This window comes from Bacteroides sp. BFG-637 (assembly GCF_024793605.1).
Classification (GTDB): Bacteria; Bacteroidota; Bacteroidia; order Bacteroidales; family Bacteroidaceae; genus Bacteroides; species Bacteroides vicugnae.
In genome coordinates this window covers 2,676,739-2,701,867 of sequence record NZ_JANUPD010000002.1, presented here as the reverse complement: position 1 = coordinate 2,701,867, position 25,129 = coordinate 2,676,739, and the positions used below count along the sequence as shown (strand labels likewise).

General features: G+C 44.7%; 13 protein-coding genes and 2 pseudogenes. 3 read left to right on the top strand and 12 right to left on the bottom strand.

The window, feature by feature from the left end; all coding sequences use genetic code 11:
- The 3 genes and pseudogenes from NXX38_RS10460 to gldH all read left to right on the top strand — a co-directional run bounded on the left by NXX38_RS10460 (nucleotide 1) and on the right by gldH (nucleotide 3,127).
- Nucleotides 1-1,126 (top strand): annotated as a pseudogene (locus tag NXX38_RS10460) (ATP-binding protein).
- Between the two features lie 14 nt (nucleotides 1,127-1,140).
- On the top strand, nucleotides 1,141-2,676 hold the full coding sequence (locus tag NXX38_RS10455; RefSeq protein ID WP_148363871.1) for a regulatory iron-sulfur-containing complex subunit RicT: 1,536 nt from the start codon (nucleotides 1,141-1,143) through the stop codon (nucleotides 2,674-2,676).
- Nucleotides 2,654-3,127, top strand: coding sequence for a gliding motility lipoprotein GldH (gldH, locus tag NXX38_RS10450; RefSeq protein WP_148363872.1), 474 nt, complete (start codon nucleotides 2,654-2,656; stop codon nucleotides 3,125-3,127). Before NXX38_RS10455 ends, gldH begins: the two co-directional genes overlap by 23 nt.
- Nucleotides 3,128-3,137: 10 nt before the next feature.
- Here the strand turns inward: gldH and rodA are convergent, their stop codons facing one another.
- The 12 genes and pseudogenes from rodA to NXX38_RS10390 all read right to left on the bottom strand — a co-directional run bounded on the left by rodA (nucleotide 3,138) and on the right by NXX38_RS10390 (nucleotide 25,112).
- Complete coding sequence (gene rodA / locus NXX38_RS10445; RefSeq protein WP_148363873.1) at nucleotides 3,138-4,595, bottom strand: rod shape-determining protein RodA; 1,458 nt, start codon at nucleotides 4,593-4,595, stop codon at nucleotides 3,138-3,140.
- On the bottom strand, nucleotides 4,576-6,438 hold the full coding sequence (gene mrdA / locus NXX38_RS10440; RefSeq protein ID WP_148363874.1) for a penicillin-binding protein 2: 1,863 nt from the start codon (nucleotides 6,436-6,438) through the stop codon (nucleotides 4,576-4,578). Before mrdA ends, rodA begins: the two co-directional genes overlap by 20 nt.
- A 2-nt stretch (nucleotides 6,439-6,440) precedes the next feature.
- Nucleotides 6,441-6,938 carry a rod shape-determining protein MreD gene (gene mreD, locus NXX38_RS10435; protein WP_195649246.1) on the bottom strand — a complete coding sequence of 166 codons (498 nt, stop codon included), beginning with the start codon at nucleotides 6,936-6,938 and terminating at the stop codon, nucleotides 6,441-6,443.
- Entirely contained in the window at nucleotides 6,935-7,780 is an 846-nt protein-coding gene (mreC, locus tag NXX38_RS10430; RefSeq protein WP_122136129.1) for a rod shape-determining protein MreC, read from the bottom strand. Before mreC ends, mreD begins: the two co-directional genes overlap by 4 nt.
- A gap of 7 nt (nucleotides 7,781-7,787) precedes the next feature.
- Nucleotides 7,788-8,810, bottom strand: coding sequence for a rod shape-determining protein (locus tag NXX38_RS10425; protein WP_004304915.1), 1,023 nt, complete (start codon nucleotides 8,808-8,810; stop codon nucleotides 7,788-7,790).
- 89 nt (nucleotides 8,811-8,899) lie between these two features.
- Nucleotides 8,900-10,422, bottom strand: a pseudogene (gene purH, locus NXX38_RS10420) (bifunctional phosphoribosylaminoimidazolecarboxamide formyltransferase/IMP cyclohydrolase).
- A 151-nt stretch (nucleotides 10,423-10,573) separates the two neighbouring features.
- A complete protein-coding gene (locus tag NXX38_RS10415; protein ID WP_258981921.1) occupies nucleotides 10,574-12,610 on the bottom strand; it encodes a M13 family metallopeptidase in 2,037 nt (678 codons plus the stop codon).
- A gap of 47 nt (nucleotides 12,611-12,657) precedes the next feature.
- Nucleotides 12,658-14,625, bottom strand: coding sequence for an ABC-F family ATP-binding cassette domain-containing protein (locus NXX38_RS10410; protein WP_258979422.1), 1,968 nt, complete (start codon nucleotides 14,623-14,625; stop codon nucleotides 12,658-12,660).
- 142 nt (nucleotides 14,626-14,767) lie between these two features.
- The gene (locus NXX38_RS10405) at nucleotides 14,768-15,679 is read right to left on the bottom strand and encodes a nucleotidyltransferase (RefSeq protein ID WP_074558949.1); all 912 of its coding nucleotides are present in this window, start codon (nucleotides 15,677-15,679) and stop codon (nucleotides 14,768-14,770) included.
- A gap of 128 nt (nucleotides 15,680-15,807) precedes the next feature.
- Nucleotides 15,808-18,150 (bottom strand): BamA/TamA family outer membrane protein, encoded by a 2,343-nt coding sequence (locus tag NXX38_RS10400; RefSeq protein ID WP_148363876.1) that lies wholly within the window; start codon nucleotides 18,148-18,150, stop codon nucleotides 15,808-15,810.
- Between the two features lie 2 nt (nucleotides 18,151-18,152).
- On the bottom strand, nucleotides 18,153-22,664 hold the full coding sequence (locus NXX38_RS10395; RefSeq protein ID WP_258979421.1) for a translocation/assembly module TamB: 4,512 nt from the start codon (nucleotides 22,662-22,664) through the stop codon (nucleotides 18,153-18,155).
- 114 nt (nucleotides 22,665-22,778) lie between these two features.
- Nucleotides 22,779-25,112, bottom strand: coding sequence for an ATP-binding protein (locus tag NXX38_RS10390; RefSeq protein WP_258979420.1), 2,334 nt, complete (start codon nucleotides 25,110-25,112; stop codon nucleotides 22,779-22,781).
- Between the last annotated feature and the right edge of the window lie 17 nt (nucleotides 25,113-25,129).

Sequence of the window (25,129 nt, the reverse complement as noted above, 5' to 3'; positions counted from 1 at the left end):
ATGTTTTTCAAAGACGTAATCGGACAAGAAGAAATCAAGCAACGACTCATTCAGGAAGTGAACGAGGGGCGTATTCCACATGCCCAACTCATTTGCGGTCCCGAGGGAGTTGGTAAAATGCCATTGGCTATCGCATACGCACGCTACATCAGTTGCACCAATCGGGGCGAGGAAGATGCTTGCGGTGTCTGTCCGTCTTGTGTGAAATTCAATAAGCTGGTACATCCGGATGTGCATTTCGTATTCCCCATCGTGAAAAGTGCGAAAGGCAAGAAAGAAGTGTGTGATGATTATATTGCCGATTGGCGGCCATTCGTTATCAACCATCCTTATTTCAACCTCAACCATTGGTTAAGTGAAATGGACGCAGAGAACTCTCAAGCGCTGATTTATGCCAAAGAGAGCGATGAGATCCTGAAGAAGCTCAGTCTGAAATCCAGTGAGGGTGGATTCAAGATTACGATTGTATGGTTGCCGGAGAAAATGCACCCGGTATGCGCCAATAAGTTGCTGAAACTGCTTGAGGAGCCACCCGAAAAGACGATTTTTCCTATTGGTTTCCGAAGCTCCGGACATGATCCTGCCTACCATCTTGAGCCGTACTCAACGTATGAATGTGCGAAAAATTGACGAAGCCAGCATCGACCGGGTATTGCAGAGTAAATATCATGTTCAGCCTGCGGATAGCATCTCGATTGCCCATCTGGCAAACGGAAATTTCGTCAAGGCACTCGAAACGATTCATCTGAATGAGGAGAATCAGTTATTCTTCGAGCTCTTTGTCAACCTGATGCGCTTATCCTATCAACGGAAAATAAAGGAGATGAAGATGTGGAGTGAACAGGTGGCCAGCATGGGACGCGAACGCCAGAAAAACTTTCTGGAATATTGCCAACGTATGATCCGCGAAAACTTTATCTTCAACCTGCACCAGCGCGATCTGACGTATATGACTATTAACGAACAGAATTTTGCAACCCGCTTTGCACCTTTTGTCAACGAACGTAATGTGATGGGTATCATGGACGAATTAAGCGAAGCGCAACTACATATAGAACAAAATGTAAATGCTAAAATGGTATTTTTCGACTTCTCACTGAAGATGATCGTACTGTTGAAGCAATAATAAATATATAACTTATGGAATATAAACTTCATAATGGGAGCGGTGGCCTTTGCTGCAAAGGATGTTCCCGACAAGATAAAAAACTGAATACCTACGACTGGCTGGCTGACATACCGGGCAATGCGGAGGAGAGTGACATGGTAGAAGTGCAATTCAAGAATACCCGGAAGGGATATTTTCGGAACAGCAACAAGATCAAACTGGAAAAAGGAGATATAGTTGCCGTAGAAGCTGCTCCGGGCCATGACATCGGAGTAGTTACATTAACCGGCCGGCTTGTTCCCCTGCAAATGAAGAAAGCAAACTTCAAGGCAGATACGGAAATCAAACGTGTTTACCGGAAAGCCAAACCAGTGGATATGGAGAAGTTCAACGAAGCCAAAGCCAAAGAACACGCTACCATGATCCGCGCACGCCAAATTGCATTGAACCTCAATCTGGATATGAAAATCGGTGACGTGGAGTATCAGGGAGATGGTAATAAGGCTATCTTCTACTACATCGCCGATGAACGGGTAGACTTCCGTCAGTTAATCAAAGTATTGGCCGAAGCTTTCCGTGTACGTATCGAGATGAAACAAATCGGTGCCCGTCAGGAAGCCGGACGTATCGGCGGAATCGGTCCATGCGGACGCGAACTGTGTTGTGCCACATGGATGACAAGTTTTGTTTCTGTGTCTACCAGTGCCGCCCGTTTTCAGGACATCTCACTAAATCCGCAAAAACTTGCCGGACAGTGTGCTAAACTGAAATGTTGCCTGAACTATGAAGTAGACTGTTATGTAGAAGCGCAAAAACGACTTCCTTCGAGAGAGATAGAGTTGGAAACGAAAGATGGTACTTTCTATTTCTTCAAAGCAGATATTCTAAGCAATCAGGTTTCTTACTCTACGGATAAGAACTTCCCCGCCAATCTGGTTACAATCAGCGGCAAACGTGCTTTTGAAGTCATCTCCATGAATAAAAAAGGGATGAAACCGGACAGCTTGATCGAAGAAGAAAAGAAACCGGAACCGAAGAAACCGGTTGACTTGCTGGAACAGGAAAGCGTTACCCGCTTTGACCGTAGCCGGAATAATAAAGATGGCGGCAATAACGCTAACCGAAACAATAAAAAGAAGAAGAAAGGAAACAATAACAATAATAACGGTAACCGCCCGCAACAACAAACGGAAGGTGGAAATCGTCCGCAACAACCTCAACGGGAGAATGAAAACCGCCCGCAGCCGTCAGAAAACGGCAACAGAGGGGAAAGGGACAATCGACCGAGAAATAACAATAACAACCGGAACAGAGGACAGAACCAGGGACGGAATAACGAAAACAGACGTCCGGAAAGGGGACAGAACCAAGAACGCCCACAAGGACAAGAGCGCCCCAGTCAAGAACGTCCGCAAGGTCAGGAACGCCCACAACAACAAGACCGCCAACGGGAGCAGCAAGGACAGGAACGTCAAGAACGACGTCCTAATCTGGAGCGTCCTTCCAAACCGGAAAGAAATCAGAATCAGGAGAAACTGCCAAATAATGAAAGGTCTACTCAAGAATAGTTTATTTATTCTATTCAGTGCTTGTTTACTGACAGCCTGCAATGATAATACGGTGTATCACTCCTATCAATCCCTCCCTGACGAGGGATGGGAAAAGAGTGATACACTCTCTTTTCAAATATCCATAACCGACAGTATTCCCACTACCCTCCGGCTTTTTGCAGAAGTCCGCAACAGAATAGAGTATCCTTATCATGACCTCCACTTATTTATCAGTCAGAATCTACAGGATTCTACGGTATGGCGCACTGACACAATCGCTTTCAGCTTGGCTGATTCTGAAGGGAAATGGACTGGACATGGATGGGGAAGCATTTACCAATCGGAAACTTTTTTTAAATCTCTCCTCCCCTTGCATTCCGGCAACTATACTATCAAAGTGATAAACGGAATGAAAGATGAAAAACTACAAGGATTGAGCGATATAGGCATCCGCATTGAAAAACAGTAAAAGGTAAAAGTTAAAGCCTTCTGCCACGGCCTGCATCAATCCGCAGGAAAATAAACAGCAATATCGTAAATCCCCATAAAGAAGAGCCTCCATAACTAAAGAAAGGTAATGGAATACCAATAACCGGAGTCAAGCCCAGCACCATACCGACATTGATAAACAAGTGGAAAAGGAAAATACTGACGACCGAATATCCATAAACCCGGCCAAAATTCGAAGTCTGCCGTTCGGACAAGAAGATTAATCGCAAAATCAAAATAAGGAATGCCAACAGGACAGCAGCCGAACCAACAAAACCTTGCTCTTCACCTACTGTACAGAAGATAAAGTCGGTATCCTGTTCAGGCACATACTTTAACTTCGTTTGCGTACCATTCAGGAACCCTTTTCCTGTTAATCCACCGGAACCGATGGCAATCTTAGATTGATTCACATTATATCCGGCACCGGTCAAATCTTCTTCCAAACCAAGCACTACTTTAATACGGACCTGCTGATGGGGTTCCAGCACATTGTCAAATACATAATTACTAGAATACAGGAACCCGACAGAACCGATTGCAAACAGAGCAATCAGGAAATAAGTACGTTGCCGCTCACTTAATGCCAGATAAATCAGATAGCCTATCATTACAGCACAAAGCCCCCATTGCACCCAAACCAGACTAAAGTGCACCCAATATTCCGATATTAAATAGGTAATCAGCAATATGATCAAACTTCCACCAATGATATTGCGGGTAGCAGCCCATTTCTTGCGATATACCCATACCATGCCACCGGCAAATAATAGAATCAACAGCAATACGATAAATTCTCCCAGCGGCGTAGGAGTATCGGCAATAAATACTTCATCAAAACGGATGCCGACCACAAAGTAGATTACCGCGCATACGCCTGCAAAGAGCACTACCCCCGGCATTCCTTCACGATAAAGAACCAGAAAAAAGGCGAGATAAACCAATGCGGAACCCGTCTCCCGCTGACCGATAATCAATAACATCGGAAGCAGAATGATAAATCCCAAGATAAAGGCACACTTTTCTTTTTTGATGCTGAATGAATAAGAGTTCATGTATTTGGCCAAAGCCAAGGCTGTGGCAAACTTGGCAAATTCGGCAGGTTGCAAGCTAACCGGCCCCATCACCAGCCAAGAGCGTGAACCCTTTGTGTCCGGCGCTATGAAGATGGTAACGATGAGCAAGAGAATCATTCCTACATATATAATGTACGCGAACATATCATACATACGGTCTTCCAGCATCAACAACACAAATCCGAGCCCGAAGGAACAGATAATCCACACAAACTGTTTACCGGCACGGGTCGAAAAATCCAGAAAATCACGTTCACCATAGTCGTAACTGGCTCCGCAAACGCTGAACCATCCACCAACAATCAGGAGCAGGTAAATAAAAATCGTTACCCAGTCCAGTGATTTCCACAAACTATCGTTCCTCGTTACCATACAATATCACTCTGTTACTAATTTCTTCCGCTCTTAATTCATTTTCCGGTGATAACTTCCCGTTTATATATTGTTCCATCATCAACGCACCAACAGGCACTCCATAAGTAGCTCCCCAACCACCGTTCTCCACATAGACGGCAATAGCTATCTTGGGTTTATTCATAGGTGCAAAACCCATAAATACCGAGTGGTCGTGCCCACGATTCTGTGCAGTACCTGTTTTACCACAGGCCTCCAACCCCGGAACCATTACGGACAGCATACGGCAGGTACCACCGGTGGCTGCGCCACGCATCCCTTCTACTACTGATTCATAATGCCTCTTCTCAATAGTGGTATAACGCGGTACGCGATAGATGCTATCCAACTGGTTATCCTGGATTTCCTTTACAATATGCGGTGTCACGAAATATCCTCTGTTGGCAATCGTCGCCCCCAAGTTAGCAATCTGAAGAGGAGTGGACAGAATTTCTCCCTGTCCGATAGAGATACTGATTACGGTTAATCCGTTCCAATGTCCGCGATAAGCTTTATCGTAGAACTGTGCATTCGGAATCAAACCACGTTTTTCTCCCGGCAAATCGACTCCCAGTTTGTAGCCGAATCCCTGCGAAACCATGTGATCTTTCCAGACCGTTATGGCATTTTGCGGTGAACCGTATTTACGATCGCCGAACATACGAAACAGTCCCCAACAGAAATAGGAGTTGCACGAAGTGGCAATGGCAGGAATCAGAGGCAAGGGAGAACCATGAGCGTGGCAACCTACTGTCAATCTTCCGTAATGGAATCCATGCGAGCAAGGGAATGCCGGACTTTGTTCGGTAATAATTCCTTCTTGCAAGAAGGTCAGTCCCTGCGCTGTTTTAAAAGTAGATCCCGGAGGATACACTCCCATCAAGGCACGATTCAGAAGTGGTTTCGTCATATCACGTTGCAAAGCCAGATGATTCTTTCCACGCTGACGGCCAATCATCAAGTGCGGATCGTAATTGGGAGAGGATACCAGACAAAGGATTTCCCCGGTTTCCGGTTCGATAGCTACAACACTTCCGATTTTATTCTTTAATAAACGCTCGCCCAGCATCTGCAAGTCAATATCCAGGCTCAATGTCAGATTCTTACCGGGAACGGAAGGACGGTCATATTCGCCATCCATATAATGCCCCTGGATACGGCCATGTGCATCACGAAGCAGAATTTCAATTCCTTTCTCGCCACGAAGATATTTTTCATACGATTTTTCAACTCCCAGTTTGCCGACATAGTCACCACGAATGTAGTATCCTTCTTCATCAGCCTCCATTTCTTTTGCGGAGACTTCTCCAATATCTCCTAAAGCATGAGCGGCAGCGTTGTAGGTATACTGGCGAATGGTACGCCGTTGAATATAAAAGCCACGGAACTTAAATAGTTTTTCCTGAAAGACACCACATTCCTCTGCCGAAAGTTGCGACATAAACAACTGGTTGGTATAGCGGGAATATCCCGGATTACGGCGACGGTCTTTCATGTCGCTCATAATTTTCAGGAACTGCGAACGGGTGATATTCAGCGATTGGCATAAATCGAGGGTATCGAGATTCTCGACTTCCTTCGGCACAATTGTTATGTCATAGGCCGGCTGGTTGAATACCAGCAATTTGCCGGTCCGGTCGTAAATAGCACCGCGTGAAGGATACTGAATTTTATTCAGAAAAGCGTTACTGTCAGCATTCTTTTTGTAGTCATCAGTCATGATCTGCAATACAAAAAGACGTATCAGATAAATCAGAACAATGGAGAGAGCAATACCTCCGATTACAAATTTGCGCTTCTCTAAGATATAATCTTTTGCCATCGTTACCTCTTAATCCCTTCTATAGCTATGATACAGGTTACAGTCAGAACAGTGCAAAGGAGCACTCGCAACAATAACAGCCAAATGCTGGTGAATGAGAAGAACTCGATGGAGAGTAATGCCAGACTGTGCACAAAAACACTTGCAGTAGTATATTTTAGAAAAGGACTGATTCCCATCGTCTTGAAAGAGGGAATGAGGCTGTCCGGATTATCACGGGGCATGAACAGACGAAGCAAAGAGGGCCGGAGAAAAGCAAGCAACACGGCAGCCGCTGCATTCATTCCCGGAGTATCGGAAAAAATATCAATGGTCAGTCCGAAGAAGAAAGCCCACAGCATCAGTTCATTGCGGGAAGTGCCGGAGCTGAACTTCAGAATAAAGTAGATATAGAGAAAAGGAGTTGCGTATCCGGCAATATGCACATTATTCAGAATCAGTACCTGAAGAAGCACCAAGCCGATAAACCATCCGATTCTATGTATATAAGTAATTATCATTCTTGCGTCACCTTGTTTTCAAGTTTCTTCTGTTCTTCCTGTCCCGTCCGGGCTATCACGCGAACATCACTCAACTTACCGAAATCAGTAGCCAGCTTAATCTTCAACAGATAGGAAAGTCCGTCATTAGAATCGGACATATCATCCACCGTTCCCACCATGACACCTTCCGGAAAGACAGTCGAGAAACCGCTGGTGACGACCGTATCTCCCAAATTAAACTCTGCATGACGAGGCAGGTCTTTCAGATAAGCATAGCGCGAATCTCCATGTTCCCACTTCAGGTAGCCGAAGTAATCGCTACCGACAATCTTACAACTGATATTCGACTTGCTGTTCAGTACCGAAATCACCACCGAATAAGAAGGGGATGTTTCATAAACAATCCCTACAATTCCATTACCGTCCACGACTCCCATTTCGGAGCGAATGCCGGAAGAAGAGCCTTTATCAAGTGTGATATAATTATCAACGAGATTCAAGCTGTTCTTTATCACATGAGCCTTGAACAGCTCATAATCCGTTTGCGACACCTGCCGAATACTTTTGATAGTCAGAGAATCAAGCTGACGCTCTCTCAATGCTTTCTCCAGATTAGTAATCTGTTGTTCGAGCACCATGTTCCGGTCCATCAGGTCTTCATTGACCGATTTCAGATGAAAATAAGAGGAAACTCCTCCCGAAACTTCATAAACTGCCCCCACAACCGTATTGGCAGAAGTGAAGAATGCACTCTGCTGATAACGGTTGAACCGAAATAACAAAACAAAACTGGCTACCTCCAATACGATGAAGAGGAACCAGTAATTGTATTTCAGAAGGAAGTTTAATAAATTCCTCATTCCCGGTTTATCTCATTAAGAAAGAGAAACGGTCTACGTTCTTTAATGCCACACCTGTACCTTTGGCGACTGCGTGCAAAGGATCTTCCGCAATATGGAAAGGAATGTTGATCTTGTCGGTCAAACGCTTATCCAGTCCACGAAGCAATGCACCACCTCCGGAGAGATAGATACCATTGTGCACAATATCAGCATACAGTTCAGGAGGCGTATTTTCCAATGCACTCAAGATAGCAGTTTCAATCTTTGAAATAGATTTCTCCAGACAGTGAGCTACTTCCTGATAGCATACAGGCACTTCCATTGGAAGAGCTGTGATACGGTTCGGACCATGAACGATATAATCTTCCGGAGCATCTTCACCCAGTTCGGTTAAAGCAGCACCCACATTGATCTTGATACGTTCTGCCATACGCTCGCTGACTTTCACATTGTGCTGACGGCTCATGTATTCGCGAATATCTTCTGTCAGGTCATCACCGGCAGTACGAATGGAGTTGTTGGAAACGATACCTCCCAAAGAGATAACGGCAATTTCCGTAGAACCACCACCTATATCGACAATCATGTTTCCTTCCGGAGCTTCTACGTCGATGCCGATACCGATTGCCGCAGCCATCGGTTCAAAAATCAAATAGACATCACGGCCACCGGCATGTTCCGCAGAGTCGCGAACAGCACGGAGTTCGACTTCCGTACTTCCCGAAGGAACGCCAATCACCATGCGAAGAGAAGGTGAAAACAAATGGTTGCGAGTATTCACCTGCTTTATCAAACCGCGCATCATCTGCTCGCAAGCATAAAAGTCGGCAATCACTCCATCTCTCAACGGACGGATAGTACGTATGTTTTCGTGGGTTTTTTCATGCATCAACTTCGCCTTTTCCCCCACGGCAATCATCTTTTCTGTACGGCGATCCAAAGCAACGACTGACGGCTCATCCACCACGATTTTCCCATTCGTGATGATAATGGTATTGGCTGTGCCCAAGTCCATTGCGATCTCTTGTGTAAAAGAAAATAATCCCATTCTTGAATAATTTATTAAAGTGGAGTATTAAGTTTAAGTATTATAACTGTGCAGTGCAAGTTAACACTAAAAACTTAATACTTATTTTTTTAGTGTTTAAAATGACGGATACCGGTAGTCACCATCGCCATACCATGCTCATTGCAATAAGCAAAGGATAAATCGTCTTTTACCGAACCTCCCGGTTGGATAACAGCCGTAATACCTTCTTTATCTGCAATTTCCACACAGTCGGGGAACGGGAAGAAAGCATCGGAAGCCATCACTGCACCATTCAGATCAAAACCGAATGATTTGGCCTTTTCAATTGCTTGCTTCAATGCGTCTACACGCGAAGTCTGTCCTACACCGCTTGCAAGAAGTTGCTTATCTTTTGCCAATACGATGGCATTAGACTTGCTGTTCTTTACAATTTTATTGGCAAACAACATATCTTCTACTTCTTCCGGAGTAGGAGCTTTGTCTGTCACGGTTTTCAGGTCAGCTACCGTTTCAATATTAGTATCTTTATCCTGCACCAATACGCCATTCAGTAAAGCACGGAATTGCTTTTTAGGCAATTTGGCTTCTTTACGAACGAGGATGATGCGGTTCTTTTTTGTCCCAGGATTTCGAGTGCATCCACATCATAATCCGGTGCGATAATCACTTCGAAGAAAATCTTGTTGATTTCTTCCGCTGCTTCTTTGTCAATGACGCCATTCGTAATCAATACACCTCCGAAAGCAGAAACCGGATCACCGGCCAATGCGTCTTTCCAAGCATCCAGAACAGTAGTGCGGGAAGCCAGCCCACAAGCATTGTTATGTTTCAGGATAGCGAAAGTGAGGTCGTCGAATTCGTCAATCAGGTCAACGGCAGCATTGATATCGAGAAGATTGTTATAAGAGATTTCTTTTCCGTGAATCTGGTCGAACATCGCTTCCAGATTTCCGTAGAAATAACCTTTCTGATGTGGGTTCTCACCGTAACGAAGTTGCTTCTGGCTATTTACCGAGCAACGGAAAGCAGAGCCTTCGCCGGCATCGAAATAGTTGAAAATAGCCGAATCGTAATGAGAAGAAACGGCAAATGCTTCTTTTGCCATCCAACGGCGTTCTTCGAGTGAAGAAGTAGCACCGTGCTCCATCAACATATCCAGCAATGGTTTGTATTGAGCTTGAGAAGCCACAATGATTACATCGTTGTAGTTCTTGGCTGCGGCACGAATCAGAGAGATTCCGCCTATATCGATTTTTTCAATAATATCTGCTTCAGATGCACCGGAAGCTACCGTAGCTTCAAACGGATACAAATCAACAATCACCAGATCTATCTCGGGGATTTCATACTTCTCAATCTGTTGCATATCCTGCTCCAAGCCGCGACGGCAAAGGATACCTCCGAATATTTTCGGATGTAATGTCTTTACTCTACCACCGAGAATAGAAGGATAAGTGGTCAAATCTTCCACTGCCTTGCAAGGATATCCCAATGATTCAATAAACTGACGAGTTCCGCCTGTCGACAAAAACTCTACTCCCTCTTCATGAAGTTTGGTAATAATTTCGTCCAAACCTTCTTTATGGTATACAGATACCAATGCAGTTTTTATTTTTTTAGACTCTGACATTGAATTGCTTATTAAGTATTTGGTGTGCAAAGTTACGAAATATTGTTTATCGTACGTAATAAATAAGGTGTGAATTAATAAAAAAAAGCGTTGACCCTCCTCAATGGAAAATCAACGCCTCTTCGCAGATGTGTTCTCTATTCAAAATCTATTACCAGATAGACACTCGTTTATCCTTAGGTACAAACATCGGATCCTGCTCGGTAATTTTGAATGCTTCATACCAATTTTCGATATGAGGAAGAGCACCGTCCACACGCCATTTTCCTAATGAGTGAGGATCGAGTTTAGTTAACCGGAGAATTTCTTCAGGACGGATATTTCCTGCCCACACATTAGCATAAGCAAGAAAGAAACGTTGTTCCGGAGTAAATCCGTCAACAATTCCCAATGGTGCAGCTTCTGTTGCTTTCTTGAAAGCCTGGAAAGAAACCTGCAAACCTCCGTGGTCGGCGATGTTCTCTCCCAATGTCAGGCTACCGTTTCCGTGTACGCCCGGAGCCACTTCAATGCTGTCAAAGAAGTTCACCATTACTTGGGCACGTTCTTCGAACTTTTTAGCATCTTCTTCCGTCCACCAGTCTTTCAGGTTTCCGTCTTTGTCATATTGACGTCCCTGATCGTCAAATCCATGAGTCATCTCATGGCCGATGACCACGCCAATTGCACCGTAGTTCATAGCATCGTCCGCATTCATATCGAAGAACGGAGGTTGCAGGATGGCTGCCGGGAAGCAGATTTCATTGGTAGTCGGGTTATAATAAGCGTTCACAGTCTGGGGAGTCATCAACCATTCATCCTTGTCTACCGGTTTGCCGGCTTTAGCAATCATTTCGTTGTAATCCCATTGGTTCGCACGTTCAATATTTGCCCAGTAAGAATCATTTTTGATCTCCAGTGCAGAGTAATCTTTCCATTTATCAGGATAACCGATTTTTACATGGAAGGTAGCCAGTTTCTCCAACGCTTTTTCTTTGGTCGGTTCGCTCATCCATTCCAAACCTTTGATGCGTTCACCCAAAGAAGTTTGCAGGTTCTTCACCAGTGTAACCATGCGTTCTTTAGCAGCAGCAGGGAAGTACTTTTCCACGTACATTTGTCCTACCACTTCGCCAAGCACACCGTCTACGGTGCTCACAGAACGTTTCCAACGAGGTTGCATTTCTTTCTTGCCGGACATTGTTCTGCTGTAGAAATCGAAATTCTGTGCTTCAAAATCATCGCTTAAATAAGAAGCGGCAGCATCTATCAATCCCCATTGGAGATACAGTTTTTGATCGTCCAGCGATACGGTGTTAATCACATCGGCTACTTCCTTCATGGCAGCAGGCTGACCGATGTTCACTTCCTTCAGATCTTTCAAACCGGAAACGGTGAAATAAGTATCCCAGTCGAAAGTCGGGAAGTTCTTTTTCAACGTTGCCATGTCCATCTTGTTATAATTAGCATGAGGATCACGCAATTCCACTTGTGAACGAGCTGCTTTCGCCAGACGGGTTTCAATGTTCATCACTGCTTTTACCGCTTTCTGTGCAGTAGCTTCATCATAACCTGCCAACTGGAACATCTTGGCGATGTGTTCCTGATATTTGTTACGGATATTTTTAGTCTGCTCGTCATCTTCCAGATAATAGTCACGTTGTCCCATTCCGATACCTCCCTGATAGGTTTGTACGATATTCATGGAACTGTTCATATCGTCTGCACTTACGAACATGGTAAAGTAAGGACGGATGCCTTTCTTCTGGCTTTCGGCGATATATGCATAGATTTCTCCTTTATCCTTGAGAGCGTCAATGGCTGCCAGTTCCGCTTTGATCGGAGCTACACCTTCCTGATTCAGTTTCACGCTATCCATTGCGATATTATAAAGATCGCCTACTTTCTGGGCAGCACTGCCCGGTGCGTTATCTTTCTTTGCAGCCAATTCGGCAATCAACGCTTTCAGTTGCTCACGGCTGTTTTCGCGCAACATATCGAATGTACCGAAACGTGAATACTCGTCTGTCAGCGGATGATCTTTCACCCAACCTCCACAGGCATATTGATAAAAACTTGTACCCGGCACAGCCGTGGTATCCAGATTAGCAAGGTCGATACCGGACGTCAGTACGGCCTCTTTCTTACTGTTACATCCTGTTGTCATAAGGCATACGGCAAGAATTGGTAAATACTTGGTTACTTTCATACTCATATAATATGTTATAGAATTATCATGCTATTGGAAAGGTAGTTCTAGCCTTTCACTTCTTTCACTTCTTCCAGTTCCATCGAAACTCGCTCCCACTCTTCAACAATAGTATCCAACTGCTGTTTCAGTTTCTGATGCTGCTCATACAGTTTCATATCCGAAGCTCCTTCGGGAGTGGCCATTTTCACTTCTATAATGGCTATGGCCGATTCGGTTTCTTCGATCGAGGTTTCGCAATCCGCAACTTGGCGCTCGAGTTTCTTCACTTTCTTATTCAGTTCTTTTTGAGCTTCATAAGAGAGTTTGTTTTCCGAAGGTTGTGCGGCTTCCTGTTCATTATTTCCTTTGGCAGATGCCGTAGGAGAAGTGGATAAGCCTGTCCCTTTCTGAAGTTCGTTCAAGCTATCTATCTTTTTCTTTTGCAGAAATTCATAGATACCGCCGAGGTGTTCTTTTACCAGTCCGCCACCGAACTCATATACTTTAGTCGCAAGTCCATCCAAAAAATCACGGTCGTGGCTGACAAGAACTACGGTTCCGTCAAATTCGCGGATCGCTTCTTTCAATACGTCTTTCGAACGCATATCCAAATGATTGGTCGGTTCGTCCAGAATCAGGAAGTTGACGGGTTCCAGAAGAAGTTTAATCATTGCCAATCGGGTACGTTCTCCACCGGAGAGGACTTTCACTTTTTTGTCCGAGGCTTCGCCTCCAAACATGAAAGCTCCCAGTATATCACGTATTTTCAGACGGATATCGCCTGTAGCTACCCGGTCGATCGTATCGAATACAGTCAGGTTCTCATCCAGCATTTGCGCCTGATTCTGCGCAAAATAGCCGATTTGTACATTATGACCGATGGTGAGCTTACCATCAAAGTCAATCTCTCCCATGATACACTTTACCAATGTAGATTTACCCTCTCCATTCTTACCGACGAAAGCTACTTTCTCTCCCCGGTTGATAGTGAGGTTTACATCATGGAAAACAACATGGCTGCCATACGCTTTGCGTACATCTTCGCAAATCACAGGATAGTTTCCGCTACGGCTGGCAGGAGGAAACTTCAAACGAAGCGAGGAGTTATCTTCTTCATCTATTTCAATGCGGTCTATTTTATCCAGCTGTTTGATACGGCTCTGCACCTGTACGGCTTTGGTAGCTTTATAGCGGAAGCGTTCGATGAAGTCTTCCGTATCCTGTATCTGTTTCTGCTGGTTTTCGTATGCACGAAGCTGTTGTTCGCGACGTTCTTTACGCAAGACTACAAATTCATCATATTTCACTTTGTAGTCATAGATCTGGCCACAAGTGATTTCAATGGTACGGGTCGTTACATTATTGAGGAAAGCACGGTCGTGGCTGACCAATACAACTGCATTGGCACGTGTAGCCAGAAAGTTTTCCAGCCATTGGATACTTTCAATATCGAGGTGATTGGTCGGTTCATCGAGCAAGAGTACGTCCGGGCGACGCAAAAGCAACTTCGCCAATTCGATACGCATACGCCATCCGCCGGAGAATTCCGAAGTAGAACGTTCGAAGTCCTCCCGGCTGAATCCCAGTCCGAGCAGAGTCCGTTCGATTTCCGCCTGATAGTTTGTACCACCCATCATCAGGAAGCGGTCATTTTCATGCGTGAAACGGTCTATCAACTGATGGTATTCTTCCGAATCATAGTCTGTCCGTTCGGCTAATTCCTGATTCATCCGTTCCAACCTTGCCTGAAGTTCAAAAATATGTTCGAATGCCAGTTCCGCCTCTCCCATCACCGTCCGGTTGTCGGAGAGAATCATGACCTGTGGCAAATATCCGATGGTTACATCTTTCGGAGTGGCTACAATGCCATGTGTCGGCGACTGCAAGCCGGCTAATATTTTCAGCATGGTTGATTTGCCGGCACCATTCTTGCCGACCAACGCAATGCGATCTTTCTTATTAATTACATAGCTGACGTCCTCAAAAAGCGGCGTCGCATTAAATTCTACTGATAATCCTTCTACTGAAATCACTTCTGCTTCTGATTTATAACATTTTGGACTGCAAAGATACTGAATATTTATTAGATACAGCTTAGTATTATACGTTATGAAAAACAAAAAAGCAGTCATTCTGATTGAATGACTGCCCTCTATCTTTACCTATGTATCTTCTTTAGAACAACTTAGCAGGATATTCGCCGGCATCTACCAATGCCTGAATCTTGTCTACTACGCTCTGACGATCTTCCGGATAAGTAACACCAAACCATTTGCTGGTAGTATCCAATACTTCAACAGTAGCAGTTCCGTCATTAATCAATTTATCCACCATCAATGGGATGAAGAATTCGCTCTTCAGGTTTTCCATGTTCTTCGGATCGCTAAGGAAAGTCTTGAAAAATTCCTGGCTGTAAGCGAAGTAATCAGGAGTGAAGCCCCAGAAGTTCATACTTACCGGAGTCGTGTCAGGAGTAGCAGTCCATTCGCCATCATCACCGATATATTTCACTTCACCGTCAAGACGTTGAATCTTCGTACGTTCTACTACAGATGTCAACAATCCTTTAGCATCTGTGCTACAGATACCACGAGATACCGTACCGCTTTCGCTCAAGGTATTTCCTACACGGAAACCTACCATTGAATAAACGTTCTCTGAATTTTCAGGAAGAGCTGAAAGGAATTTACCCATTACCTGGAAAGAATCGCGACCATAAAAGTCATCGCAGTTGATTACTGCAAACGGTTCTTTAATCACATCAGCACCCATCATTACTGCATGGTTTGTACCCCATGGTTTTGTACGGTCTGCCGGACAAGTAAAGCCTTCCGGAAGATCGTTGATAGACTGAAATACCAGTTCGCAAGGGATGTGACCTTCGTATTTGGAAATAATTTTATCACGGAAATCTTGCTCAAAATCTTTGCGGATTACAAATACAAGCTTACCAAATCCGGCATTGATAGCATCATAGATAGAGTAATCCATAATAGTTTCGCCATTAGGACCCAGTCCGTCTAATTGCTTCAAGCCTCCATAACGGCTACCCATACCGGCTGCCAATAAGAATAAAGTTGGTTTCATAAATTGTGTAATATTAAAAGGTTAGTGATGTCAACGGCATCAGATTTCGTTGCAAAATTACAAAAATAGTTGAATCCAACAGGACAAATATCAATCATTATTTACCAAAATCGTACAAAAATCATTCATTAGAAGGGATAACCGATAGCAAAATGTATTCCCAGATTCTTCATAAAGCTTCCTGTGACATTGTAATATCCGCTTCTTTCGGTATCGTAAGGCAAATGCAAAGGTATACCGAAGTCGAGACGGAACACCAGAATATCCATATCATACCGAATACCGACACCAGTACCCAAGGCGATTTGTTTAGGGAAAGTTTTCAGTTCGAGCTGTGAGTCCGGACGAGCCTCATCTTTACGCATCAACCAGACATTTCCGGCATCCAGGAAAGTAGCTCCCCAGATACTCTTAAAGATACGGAAACGATATTCTACATTTGCCTCGAAACGGAAAGTACCCGTCTGATCGAGGTAGGAATAGCGGCTTTCCGACGGATGGTAACCACCCGGTCCGATGCTACGCACCGTGAAGGCACGAATACTGTTGGCACCGCCTACATAGAATTGTTCGCTGTAAGGGGCTATCGTTGCATTACCGTAAGAGAAGAGAGCACCCAAGGCCACACGGGAGGCAATCTTATTATTCTTGTCCATATTCCATAAATGGCGGAACTCCGTATTCAGCTTTACAAACTGTGCGAAAGGTACGTTGAGCAAACGCTTATCTTCTTTGTTGAAAGGCTGACCGAAAGCACGGTAAATCAAGGAGGTCAAGTTTCCGGCAGAAGTAATGGTGGACTGCCACCAAATCGGATTCTTTATACCGCGTGCGGAAGCGTTATCATACGTATAAGTATATTCCATGGCAGGAATAAACTGGTCTTTCAAACTGATATATAAGGCCGGATTAGCTTCGGCTATTGCGATAAATTCGTCCGATTGATGTTGCAGGACATTGAATGTCAACTTGAAAGGGGTAATACTATGTCGGCTTGTACGTGTCGGCTGGAAATCGTAGGTAGCATTTCCACCGAAGGATAGCAGTTTGTAATATCTGGCGCGGTTCAACTGGTCGACGTACAGGCGGAAAGTCGTTGTTGCCGGAAAGTCGAACTCCCGTTTTCCCAAATGCGGGAAAACCACCCGTGGGAAAGTCAAAGAAGTAGAAACTCCCATCTCCCAGCTATTCATCAGAGAACTCTTCTCTCCTCCGCCGGTTTGCCACTCATAAGAACCTTTCAGCTTTACATTCCAGCTTTCTCCACCTCCGAACACATTGTTCCGGGTGACGCCGAATGAGGCTCCCGGACCGGTCTGGTCGTTACTTTTGGTTACGACATTCAATTCCAGCTCGGCATCCAGCGGCTTGGCAAAAGTAGCTTGCATCGTCACCTGCAACGTATCGCAAACGGCTGTTGTATCTTTAGGAGCATATTGCAGATCCAAGTAACTGAAAATTCCCAGCTGACTGAGCTTCTCCTGAATCTGTTCCTGCCGATACTGATTATAAAGCCGGGTGCGGTTGGAAGCACGCATCTGTGTATTCCGTACAAATTGCTGATAGTTCAACCACCGATAAAGCATATTCGGACGAACCTGCAATTTCTTATAGAAATGAATATTCAGATTCTTGTACATCATGCTATCATTCGGCATTTCTCCATTTTTCCCAAATAAATAGACAGAAGCATCTCCTACATAGTAAGGACGCTGCGCAGCAGCAGGCAATCCCGACACAGGAATCAGACGAAGACTGATGTGTCCTCCGGGCACTAAAGTTGTATCTGCCTGATAAGTCATATAGTCGGGACGGAAATAAAAATATCCCCGGTTACGTAACAGCGTACTGATACGGGTACGTTCTTCATCCAGATCGACCACGTTAAACTGCTCACCGGGATTTATATAGGACATCCGGCGCCCCCGTTCCATAATACGTAAAGTCTGGGGTGTGAAACGCTGATAATAGACCGTATCAATAAAATAAGGGTTCTTCATGTCAACCGTATAAAGAATGCTTGCTTTCAGGCTGTCTTTCTTATCCACCAAGGTTTCATAAGTCACTTTCCCATTAAAATAGCCATAATCACGGAGCAAGTTAGTAGCCACCTTGATACGCACTTCCGGATTGACAGTGGAAATAAATACCGGAGGGTTGGCAGCCAGGCGGTTGAACATCCACTTTCCAAATCCCTTTTTATATTTCACAAAGTCGTTATACATCCACATCTTAAAAGGAATAGGCAGAAGGCCTCCCAACATCTTTGTACTGGGAGTTTTGTCAAGAGCCGCATCAATCTCTGTTAAAGCCGTCTCTCCTACCGGTGTTGCCGACTTATTCTCTACTACCGTTTTTCCTCCTGTATAGAGTACCTCCCCTTCAGGCAGGTGTTTTGTCACCGAACAGCCCGAAAACAAAATGATACCAATCAGACAACTTGCTAATATGTTATTATATATCCCTTTCATGCTTACTTCTTTTTCTTAAAGATGAACAGTTCACTGAGTTTGTCCAGTTTCTTGCGAAGTACCAGACCGACTCCGGTTTCCGTAATCTCGCCTTCGAGTACACTCTCGTAGTTTTTATCGTAAAACAGACGGACATAACGGGTTCCGGTTCTATCCAAACGATATTCCAGAGAGATGTTATCAATAAAGGATTCCGCATCATTCGTCGCACTCTCACCTGTAGAAACCTTACCTCCGATTACAATCTGGAAACGATTGTTAAAGAGACGTTGTGAATAACGGAAACTGTAATCCGTACGCTTACCACCCGTATCCGACAAATCGTGATCTTCGATACCGACAGAAACACTGGCATTTTTCAGATTTCCCATCAATGAATTGATTTGGCTGCTTAATACGGAGTTCAGTGCGGAACCCATATTCAATTTACCCAATCCACCACCTCCGCCACCAATCGGTCCGGTGCCAAGATAGGTTTTCATAACCATAATATAGAGAGCTTGTTTACCTCTCTCTTCCGCCCCCATGGCTGTCAACTCGTTTTGTATGGTTGCATCTTCGGGAGCAGATACATCAAATGCAAAGGAAAGATTATCCAACCGGTTCTTGACGACAATGGACACATCGAAATTAACCGAACGCGTTCCACCGTTCTCTCCTTCGGAAACAGAAGCACGGATACGATCGGTTGCTTTGAAGTTCAACATCGGGTCCATGGGGTTTCCTGTCCATTCCACATAGCTACCGTTATCGATAGCAAATTCTTTGGCGGCAATGACAGGCAAAGCATATTTCATCAAACCGCCGCTCAACGTATAGCGTCCGGTCAATGTCAGATCACCTTGCGGAGTATATTTCATAGAGAGGTCACCTCCCCCTTCCAGTTCGACACGATTGTCATTGCTTGCATCCAAATCGACTTTCAAACGGACGGATGGATCGATATGTACCATCATCACCATGTCCAACCCGCCTAAAGAAACAGTCGGCACTTCTTGTTGAACAACCGTAGTGGTGTCGCTAAACGAAGTAAAGGTTACCAGACTTCCCAAACGATCCTGTACCGTCAACGGTGAGTCGGTCAAGATATAGGAAACGTCTGTATTACCCAACAGGCTCATGTTTCCACGCATGTTCAATCCATCCAACGGTCCTTTCACTGTTGCCCGGAAATCGGCAAAGACTTTTCCGTAGACCAGACTCTCACGAGTGCGTTTGGCATCCAGAAGCGTATAGTTCTGCGCCAGCAGATTCAGATTTGCCATCGGTCGGGACATATCCCTGAAATCAACATAACCGTCAATCGTAAATGGAGTTTTTCCTGTTGTATAGATAGCGAATTTATCAAATTCCAACCGATTATTCTTTATCAGTACCGGACGGTTGTCGAACCTGAAATTAGCACCATACTGTTGAGAAAGGACAGAAACGCTATCCAGCACCAGTTCGCCATTAATCAAAGGCTGTTCGGTGCTACCCGTAATGTTCAGATTACCATCCATATCACCAGCCAGCGTAGCCATTTTATCAGGAATAAATACGTTAGCTACACGTAGCGGGAAATGCTCCAGAGTAGCGTTTACTTCCAGACTGTCTTTTCCTGTCCGGGTTGGAAGCAGCTTACCATCCGCCACCATCACTTCTACTTCGTCGTGATTCAGATAGGCGTTCAGGTATTGCTTTCCCTGTTCGCCCGGTAGCCAAGTAGCTCCCACTGTCACGTCACCAATGCGTTGACGTTCATAAGTCAGCTCATCAATAGCTGCTTCAACCGAAAGCTGAAGATCCTTTTCGGTCTGTACATAGTGCGCTTCCGCAGAGAATAAACCGGTTATTTCCGGGAAGTAAGGAAGTACACTGCTCAAATCAGCCAAACTGATTCTTCGGATTTCCACATCAATATTCTGTAGAGAAACGGTGTCTCCCCGTACGGAATGTACACGGAATCCCATTCCTTCGTCATCCCACATATCGACATTGGCGTATACGCGCATATTCTTATGTACATAAATCCAATTATGCTTTTCATTGAAATGGAACTTCTGGAAGGCGATAATCGGTTCTTCCGGAATCAAGGTGAAAGCCAGTCCATCGCCTTTTCCTTTGCCCTCAAACAAGGGACGTGCATTGACACCGAGTAATACTCCTGTTTCTCCTTTTCCATTTTTAAAGTCTACCAACAACTCGGCATCCCGGTCACGAATCTCTCCCGTCAGTGTGGTAGAGAAGGAGAATTGCGGATTCTTGGGGCCGTTAATAACTCCGGCACGCAATTTCATGAGTGTGGTATCTTGTTTGACGGTAAAGAAGATGGTATCCAATTGCAAAGTATCTACTTTCAAGGCATGGATAGCGGCCTTTCCATTGATTCCCCAGTTGGGAGCCGTTCCGAATTTCACTGAAGCGTCATGGTAAGCTATCTTCTTGGTAGCCAGGAAATATGCCAAAGGGTTCTCTTGTCCTGCGGAGAAAGAGAAAATAGCAGTTGGCAATGCTTTGCGTAATTCAGCGTGATTCAAGGCTTTCTCATCAATCTGCTTCATCAGTACATCTACAAAATGAGTGGACTGGCGAATCAAAGGATTAACGCCGGAACGTGCACTCAAATCGAGTTTCATATCTCCGGAGATTAAATGTGCCGAAACTAAATCCCGACGTGCTTCGGCAACTAAGTTAAAAGTCAGCGGACGTTTCATTGGCTCTGGCATGATTCCCAGTTCATGCAAATCCAGTTGGGTGACATCAATCGTTATTTTACCGTCGGGGTAGCTGTGTGCCAGATTGTATTCAGCATCCGTTGTCATTTTCAATAAAGCATTGTCACTTGTTAGATGTGCAGTGACCAATGCGCCTTTAAGTTCTCCCGTCAGATCAAGATTGGAAAGATGGTATTTAGCATAATGAAGCTGATCTAATGAAAGATTCAATTTGGCAAATGAATGGTAGGACATGACATCCAATCCACGACCATTAGCCGCAGCCGAAAGAGAAAGTTCATAGATAGAGTCTTTCGGGAGGAAACTATGAAGTTGCAGATTGTCTATTTTCAGATCAGCCTTATAGACTTCGGTAGTGGTATTTAAGGCTGCATTCACGTCCATAGCTCCTTGTCCTTCTTTCAAACGGAGATTTGCTTTATATTCAGGACCTTTGATATCCACTTTCGCCACCAGATTCATGCTGTCAGGAATGACAAGCGTACCATTCGGCGCTTCTCCCGACAGAGCGGTCAGGAAGTTCAGGTTTTGAGTGGTCATTTTCAAGCCGATGGTTCCGGTGCGTGTGAGGCTGTCAGCAAGGTTTTCCAGAAGACCACCACCCTCCAATGCAAAAGCACCCGGCAGATCTACCGTGAAACGGGAAATCTGCATTTCTTTCAGATTGCCGTCCGTGCCGGCACGGATGACGAGCGGGCGGAAGGGATAGGCTTCTTTGAAGCTTTCAGGCAGACCGCCGGCAAATAGCATGACGTCTTCTTTGCCGATATAGGCATTGAGACGGGCGGATAAGCGTCCCGTAGTGGGGATATTGACCAGTTCCCAATAGGTATGGGCAGATAAATCGATTTCAGAATGGGGAGTGTTCAGTTTCAAACCGGGAACACAGATAACAGAATCATTGGAGTAGGCTCTACCCGTCAGGGAAGTGACGCTCAATCCGGAACGTTCGTTCATGGTAAATTCACGAATGACTGCGTTCATATCCCTCCCTTTATACAGCAAGGAATCCAGAGCGATGCGAATATCCCGGACGGCAATATGAGAAGCATCGAAGCCCTCTGCCGGTTGAGCAGTTCCGGTATCATAGCTGGCGGAGGTTCCCGATAATAAGAACTTCTTCAAGTCGTAGTACTGATTCTTCAAATCCGCTTGAGCATCATCGATGGCTGCTTCTCCAATATGGGTCGCCATACGCATGGAATCAGCAGGAAGCTGCATACTGAACGATACATTTTTCAATTTCAACTGATGAAGAGCTACTTTCCAGTTGATCGGAGTAGAAGCTGCGGTATCTTTGGGCGTAGTTGTGGTATCATTCATCAGTAGCTGCACGTGAGTGTCGGATAGTTCGACCTGATTGATTACCGCTACTTCATTAGATAGATCGACGCCATGACTTTGCAGGAAGAAACGTCCCAAAACGCCTTTAATCTTCATTCCCTCCATCAAATCGGCTGAATTAACGGCTACCCGGCTCAAAGTCACTTCATCCACTTCTACTTTTCCTTTTATCAACGGCCATGCCTGTACACGGACATTGAGACTTTCTAAAGACAAAAGGGTGTCCGGCTGTTGAATGACCTCCACACCACGTACCAACAGATTAAGTGGGAAACGAAGGTCTATCCGCTCCACCTGAATCTGCATGCCGGTTGCTTTAGAGGCGTATGCAGTAACCTCCCGACGCAAAAGATTCTGAACGGGAGGAACATAAAGCAATACCATTAGTATTACAAAGAGTATTATAGGAGTAAGCAGTATCCAGCTTACCCAACGTATCCATTTTCGTTTCATGTAAAATGTGTCAGTGTAAATAAGGTGACACAAAGTAAACAAATTATTTTGAAAAAAGGTTTGGGTAATAGTAAGAAAGATATAAATAGTAGCTAAGGAGTAGGAGAAACCAGCTTATTGGGGCTTCTTCATTGTCTCCAAATAAAGCTCCGCTTCACTAATTATTTTACGGACAGCTTCTAATGTATTAAATGTTATTTCTTCTATTTTTTCCGAGAATTCTTCTCCACGACAAGCCTCCAACCATTTTAGCGGAGCGATGGTTTCCTCCGCTCCGATCATTGTGAAGAGAGGGAGAAGTTTATGCGCCATGGCAGCTATCCCATCCACTTCTTTATCGTTCAATACTTGTTGCATCCGTTCGATATTCCTACCTGTCTCTTCAATAAAAGTATGAATGATGGAGTATGCTGCTTCCGGATCATCTTCAGAATAAGCAGTAAGTGCAGAAAAGTTGATCCCGACAGTTCCCATATCTTCTGTAATATGCGCTTCATCGGCCGAAAGTTGACCTTCATTTACTGTTAGCAACAATTCCTTTACTGTAAACGGTTTATGCAAACAACCGGCAAAACCATATTCATGTAAAGCGGCTTTATCCATCTCACTACGGGCAGTCACAGCAATAACAGGGATTGTTTTTGCTTGTGGTATATTAGAAGCCCGTAATAGTTTTACCAAATCAAACCCGTTAATGGCAGGCATTTGTATATCTGTCAGCAATACATCGAAGACGGAAGAGCGAAGTTGTTCAATCAGCTGTTCCAGCTGTTCACAACATACCGCATCAATACCATGCTGTTTCAACATGGCAGCAGTCAGATTCAGCTGAATCTTATCATCATCAATCAAAAGCACACGAATGACTTTCATGGGAGGAATGGCAGCCGACTGTTTGGGAGCGTATGAACTTTCGTTCTCCGATGATTCACTTTCCGGAGATTCACTCTCCGCAAGGGATTTACCTACCGGATACAGAGGCAGAACGACCGTAAAACAGCTTCCCTCACCTAATGTACTCTGCACGTCGATTGTTCCCTCAAGCAAGGTTACCAGCTTCTTCACAATAGACAGTCCGAGTCCGAATCCTTCTTCCCCCTGTGCACCGGAAAGACGTGTGAACTCCTGGAAAATACGTTCACGATCTTCTGATGCCATTCCTTTTCCTGTATCGGCTATAGCAATGGTTAACTTTGAAGAATCATAACCGGCTGTCAGGCTAATCTCGCCTTTTTGAGTAAATTTTACAGCATTGGACAAAAGGTTATTCACAATTTGCCGAAGTCGCAAAGGATCGCTAATATATCCTCTGTTCAGTTCCGAAGCGACGTGACATTGCAAGGCTAATCCTTTGGCAGCAGTCAGAGGTTCGAAACTGACATAAATTTCATCAAATAGCTGGGAGGGGTTAAAGGTTACACGATTCACTTCCGCTTTATTGAGATCAAGCCGGTGGAAATCGAGCAAGTCACTGACTAACTTCAATAAATGTTCCGAAGAACTTTTCATATTGTCGAGATAGAATCGTTGCCGTTCATCTTCTGTCAACCGGGACAGAAGCTCGGTATATCCCATAATTGAGCCTAACGGAGCTTTAAAATCATGGGTAATGGCAAGCATTAATTTCTCGCGGGCAACAAGCAAATCTTCCGCTCGTTTATTCGCTACCTCCAATTGCCGGCGGTAACGGTTGCTACGGGAAATATCCCGCATAATCAATATCAGGAAAAAAGCAGATAATAGTACGGCACCAACCGCGATACCGCCGATGATACGTGCCGACCGCATCCTCACTTCCTGCTGAAGTTCGGCATCCTGACGGGCACGCAAGGTCATTTCTTCCTCATATTGTTTAATCAGGCTATCCATCCGTGCCGTCAACTGCGTATTCATCCGCTGATACTTTGTACTGGTACGCCGGATTGTTTTCCTCCGTTGCAGTCGTTTTTCTTCGGTAGCCATGCGGATTTTCTGCTGAAGAGAATCTTTGGAAGTGGTCGGTTGAAGAATGGTATCGGTAGCGACTTCCAACGATGTATTTACTAATACGGCACTGTCTTGTTTAGAAGGGGAAAACACCTCGGCGAGTCGTTTAAAGAATCCCTTCTTTTTAGGCGTAGTGATTAAAGAGTCACGCTTGGTAATGACCCGATGTTGTACCCGCTGCTGGGTAATAACTGAATCCTGTTCGGAAATGATTTCTTCGATTTCCGAAGCAGAGAGAAGACTGTCGTTTGCTTCACTTAGCACCCGCAACATCTGAATCGTGTTTTGATCTTTCTCATGGAGAAGGGTCAACAGACTGTCTGTTCTTAAATTCTGTTGATCGTCGGCGGCCGACAATGCTTCCATCTCACGATGTACAAACACCAGCGAGAAAAGGAGGATCGCCAGCAACAAAGTGTAACCGGCGGTTATTTTCAACTTTGTAAAACGGAAGGAAGCCATTGGGGTTAAGTATTAAG

Excerpts from the sequence above, each read along its gene's own strand:
- mreC (WP_122136129.1), bottom strand. The coding sequence starts at position 7,780 with ATGAGGAATTTATTAAACTTCCTTCTGAAATACAATTACTGGTTCCTC.
- NXX38_RS10395 (WP_258979421.1), bottom strand. The coding sequence starts at position 22,664 with ATGAAACGAAAATGGATACGTTGGGTAAGCTGGATACTGCTTACTCCT.
- NXX38_RS10390 (WP_258979420.1), bottom strand. The coding sequence starts at position 25,112 with ATGGCTTCCTTCCGTTTTACAAAGTTGAAAATAACCGCCGGTTACACT.
- mrdA (WP_148363874.1), bottom strand. The coding sequence starts at position 6,438 with ATGGCAAAAGATTATATCTTAGAGAAGCGCAAATTTGTAATCGGAGGT.
- NXX38_RS10400 (WP_148363876.1), bottom strand. The coding sequence starts at position 18,150 with ATGAAAGGGATATATAATAACATATTAGCAAGTTGTCTGATTGGTATC.
- mreD (WP_195649246.1), bottom strand. The coding sequence starts at position 6,938 with ATGATAATTACTTATATACATAGAATCGGATGGTTTATCGGCTTGGTG.
- gldH (WP_148363872.1), top strand. The coding sequence starts at position 2,654 with ATGAAAGGTCTACTCAAGAATAGTTTATTTATTCTATTCAGTGCTTGT.
- NXX38_RS10415 (WP_258981921.1), bottom strand. The coding sequence starts at position 12,610 with ATGAAAGTAACCAAGTATTTACCAATTCTTGCCGTATGCCTTATGACA.
- NXX38_RS10455 (WP_148363871.1), top strand. The coding sequence starts at position 1,141 with ATGGAATATAAACTTCATAATGGGAGCGGTGGCCTTTGCTGCAAAGGA.
- rodA (WP_148363873.1), bottom strand. The coding sequence starts at position 4,595 with ATGGTAACGAGGAACGATAGTTTGTGGAAATCACTGGACTGGGTAACG.
- NXX38_RS10405 (WP_074558949.1), bottom strand. The coding sequence starts at position 15,679 with ATGAAACCAACTTTATTCTTATTGGCAGCCGGTATGGGTAGCCGTTAT.
- NXX38_RS10425 (WP_004304915.1), bottom strand. The coding sequence starts at position 8,810 with ATGGGATTATTTTCTTTTACACAAGAGATCGCAATGGACTTGGGCACA.